At 71.8% G+C, this 3,148-nt stretch carries 1 protein-coding gene and 3 pseudogenes; 1 reads left to right on the top strand and 3 read right to left on the bottom strand.

Translation table 11 applies throughout. The features are described 5' to 3' along the window. From ACR2FV_RS05720 to ACR2FV_RS05710, 3 genes and pseudogenes are all read right to left on the bottom strand, one after another. Nucleotides 1-965, bottom strand: a 965-nt coding sequence (locus ACR2FV_RS05720) for a DUF6986 family protein (RefSeq protein WP_434014732.1), incomplete at its 3' end; no start/stop codon positions are given. A gap of 32 nt (nucleotides 966-997) precedes the next feature. Then, nucleotides 998-1,129, bottom strand: a pseudogene (locus tag ACR2FV_RS05715) (hypothetical protein); the annotation flags it as partial. Between the two features lie 53 nt (nucleotides 1,130-1,182). Beyond that, nucleotides 1,183-2,034 (bottom strand): annotated as a pseudogene (locus tag ACR2FV_RS05710) (isocitrate lyase/phosphoenolpyruvate mutase family protein); the annotation flags it as partial. A gap of 49 nt (nucleotides 2,035-2,083) precedes the next feature. On the opposite strand from ACR2FV_RS05710, the pseudogene ACR2FV_RS05705 reads away from it, so the two are divergent. Next, a pseudogene (locus ACR2FV_RS05705) lies at nucleotides 2,084-2,890 on the top strand (ImmA/IrrE family metallo-endopeptidase); the annotation flags it as partial. Between the last annotated feature and the right edge of the window lie 258 nt (nucleotides 2,891-3,148).

Below are 3,148 nucleotides of genomic sequence, written 5' to 3'. Positions count from 1 at the left end.
CCTCGGCCATGATCCGTGCGGTCAGCGCCGAGGTCACCCAGGGCCCCTCGGCCAGTGCCACCCCTGTGGTGGGTCCACTGCCACCCCTGCAGTCTGGCCAGCTCGACCGTGCCGAGGTCCTCCAGGTGGCCCTCGATCTCACACGTGCCCTGACCGGACAGCCACCCGGTGAGGTAGCGAAGGCAGGACCGCACGGTTGTGCGCAACCCGTCCAGGGTCGGGGTGGCCTTGAGGTCCGCGACGTCGCCGAGCAGCCGCCAGTCCGGCGCCGACGAGCTCGCCGGTCGCCTCGGCCCGGGCCGTGCCGGATGGCCCAAGGCCTGCTCGAAGGCCTGCCGGGTGACCGGCACCAGCGCCGGGTGCAGCACCCACCCCCCGTCGAAGCTCTGACCGGCCTCCCGGGTCTTGTCCGCTCGGACCCGGGCCAGCGCTCGGTGGGTGGCGTCGTCGGCTAACCCGCAGGGCACCTGCGCCACCGGGCCGCCGATGGCCTGGACCCCGCGCCGGTGGGCCGTGTGCACGATCACCTCGGCGTAGGTCCGCAGGAAGCGGGTGGACATGGTCAGGGCCTCCCGGTCCGGCAGCACGTGGTCGGGCCGCGCGGCATACAGGTGCAGGTGGGAGGCGACGTAGTCGTAGCGCCCTGCGGTCAGCGCCGTCACCCGGTGGCGCAGCGCGTGCACGATCTCCTCCAGCTGGTATGCCGCGGGAGCGGTCTCGACCAGCACGCTCAACCGGATCGTGTGACGAGGAAGGCCCAGCAGACTCTCCAGCCGGCCGAGCAGGTCGTCCCACCAGGTCGCCTCGGCGTGGTGCTCCAGCTTGGGCAGGTAGAGGTAGGGCGCGCTTCCCCGCTCGAGCAGAGCCGGGCCCTGATGTGCGACAAACAGGACGGTGTCGACCAGCGACGCAGCAACGGGACGCTGCGCTGGGCCAGGTCCGCCGGAGCGGGGCGGACCCGCCACGTGTCGTCGACGCGCAGTGCCGCGGTCTTGGGCAGGACCCCCAGGTCGTCGCCCATCCGGATCCGGTCGGCCCGCTCGGTGCGCTCGCCCAGCAACCTGCGGCGCCGTGGCTCGAAGGCGCGGTGCAGGCTCCCCACGGTCTCGCGGACCGGCGCAGTGAGCAGGTGATGCTAGGTGGGTGTGGTCATCATGGCGATCTCCTCCGGGTGCCGGTTGCTCAGTGGAACTGCTGGGACTCGGTGGACCCGGTCAGCGCCAGGGTGCCGCTGCCGGGGTTGACGACGCGACTCACCTCGTCGAAGTAGCCGGTGCCCACCTCGGCTTGGTGCTTGACGGCGGTGTAGCCCTGCTCGGCGGCCGCGAACTCGGCCTCCTGCAGCTGCACGTAGGCGCTCATCCCGCCCCGTGCATAGCCGTGCGCCAGCTGGAACATCGAGTGGTTGAGCGCGTGGAACCCGGCCAGGGTGATGAACTGGAACCGGTAGCCCAGCTCGGCCAGCTCGTCCTGGAAGGTCGCGATCTGGGCGTCGGACAGCGCGGCCCGCCAGTTGAACGACGGCGAGCAGTTGTAGGCCAGCAGCTGGTCGGGGAAGTCCCGGTGGTTCTCCTGCGCGAACTCGCGGGCCAGCCCCAGGTCGGGGGTGCCGGTCTCCACCCAGATCAGGTCGGCATACGGGGCGTAGGCGCGGGCCCGGGCCAGCACCGGCTCGATGCCGCTGCGCACCCGGTAAAAGCCCTCGCCGGTGCGCTCGCCGGTGACGAACTCCTGGTCGACCGGGTCGACGTCGCTGGTCAGCAGGTCGGCGCCCAGAGCATCGGTGCGCGCGACGATCAGCGAGGGGACGTCGAGCGCGTCGGCCGCGAGCCGGGCCGAGGTCAGCGTGCGCACATGTTGCTGGGTGGGCACCAGGACCTTGCCGCCCAGGTGGCCGCACTTCTTCTCCGAGGCCAGCTGGTCCTCGAAGTGCACCCCGGCGGCACCGGCGGCGATCATCGACTTCATCAGCTCGGAGACGTTGAGCGGTCCGCCGAAGCCGGCCTCGGCGTCGGCCACGATCGGCACCAGGTAGCGCGTGAGCTCCTCGTCCGTGAGCCGTCCGGCGGGCGCGGGGTCCCGCGATCCACGCACGGTGGCGCTGCAGGCATTGGGTCATCTGGCCCTGGAGCACTCCGCGCCCCGCGACTACGCCGAGTTCCTGGCCCAGCGGGTGGAGATCAACTACTTCGCCGCCGCGGTGTTGCTGCCGCAGTCGTCGGCGGTGCCGCTGCTACAGGGCGCCAAGCAGCGGCGCGATATCGCCGTGGAGGACCTGCGCGACACCTACGGGGTGTCCTACGAGACCGCGGCGCACCGCTTCACCAACCTGGCCACCCGGCACCTGGACATCCCGGTGCACTTCATGCGGATCAGCTCCGACGGCGTGATCTACAAGGCCTACGAGAACGACGGGGTCCGCTTCCCGATGGATGCCACCGGGGCGATCGAGGGGGCCCGGGTATGCCGGCACTGGACGGCCCGGGTCGTGTTCGACCAGGTGCCCGGGCAGGCCTACCAGCAGTACACCGACACTCGCACCGGGACCTACTGGTGCACCGCGGTCGTGGAGCAGACCAGCGCGGGGGCCTTCTCGGTCAGTGTCGGGGTGCCCTATGCCGAGGTGCGCTGGATGCGGGGCCGAGAGACCACCGCGCGCAGCGCCTCGCGGTGCCCCGACCCGCGGTGCTGCACCACGCCGCCGCCGGAGCTGCAGGAGCGGTGGGCGGACCGGGTCTGGCCCAGCGCCCGGGCCCACTCCCACCTGCTCGCCGTGCTGCCGCCCGGGGTGTTCCCCGGCGTCGACGACACGGAGGTGTTGCGCTTCGTCGCCGAGCACGCCCCCGATGCAGGCGCCAGGGTCGCTGCTCAGCCCACGGTGAAGTCGTGACCGCCGATCTCGTCACCCTCGACGAGGACCACGCAGCGGTAGTCACCGGGCGGGAACTCAGGCTCGTCGAGCAGCCCCTGCGAGGTCATGCTGCCGTGCGCGACGAGCACGCCGCCGGGTGAGTCGAGCGTCCCAGGGTCCGCCACCCCGTCGACTCCTCGTTCTCCCACTCCGCCCGGATCTCGATCTCCTTGTCGAGCACATCGGTGACGACCCCGCTGCAGCCGATCTCCGGGGTGCTGGGGGCCAGGGTGCCGG

The sequence above is a fragment of the Ornithinimicrobium sp. genome (assembly GCF_051004135.1).
GTDB lineage: Bacteria > Actinomycetota > Actinomycetes > Actinomycetales > Dermatophilaceae > Ornithinicoccus.
This window is presented reverse-complemented; position numbering and strand designations above follow the sequence as displayed.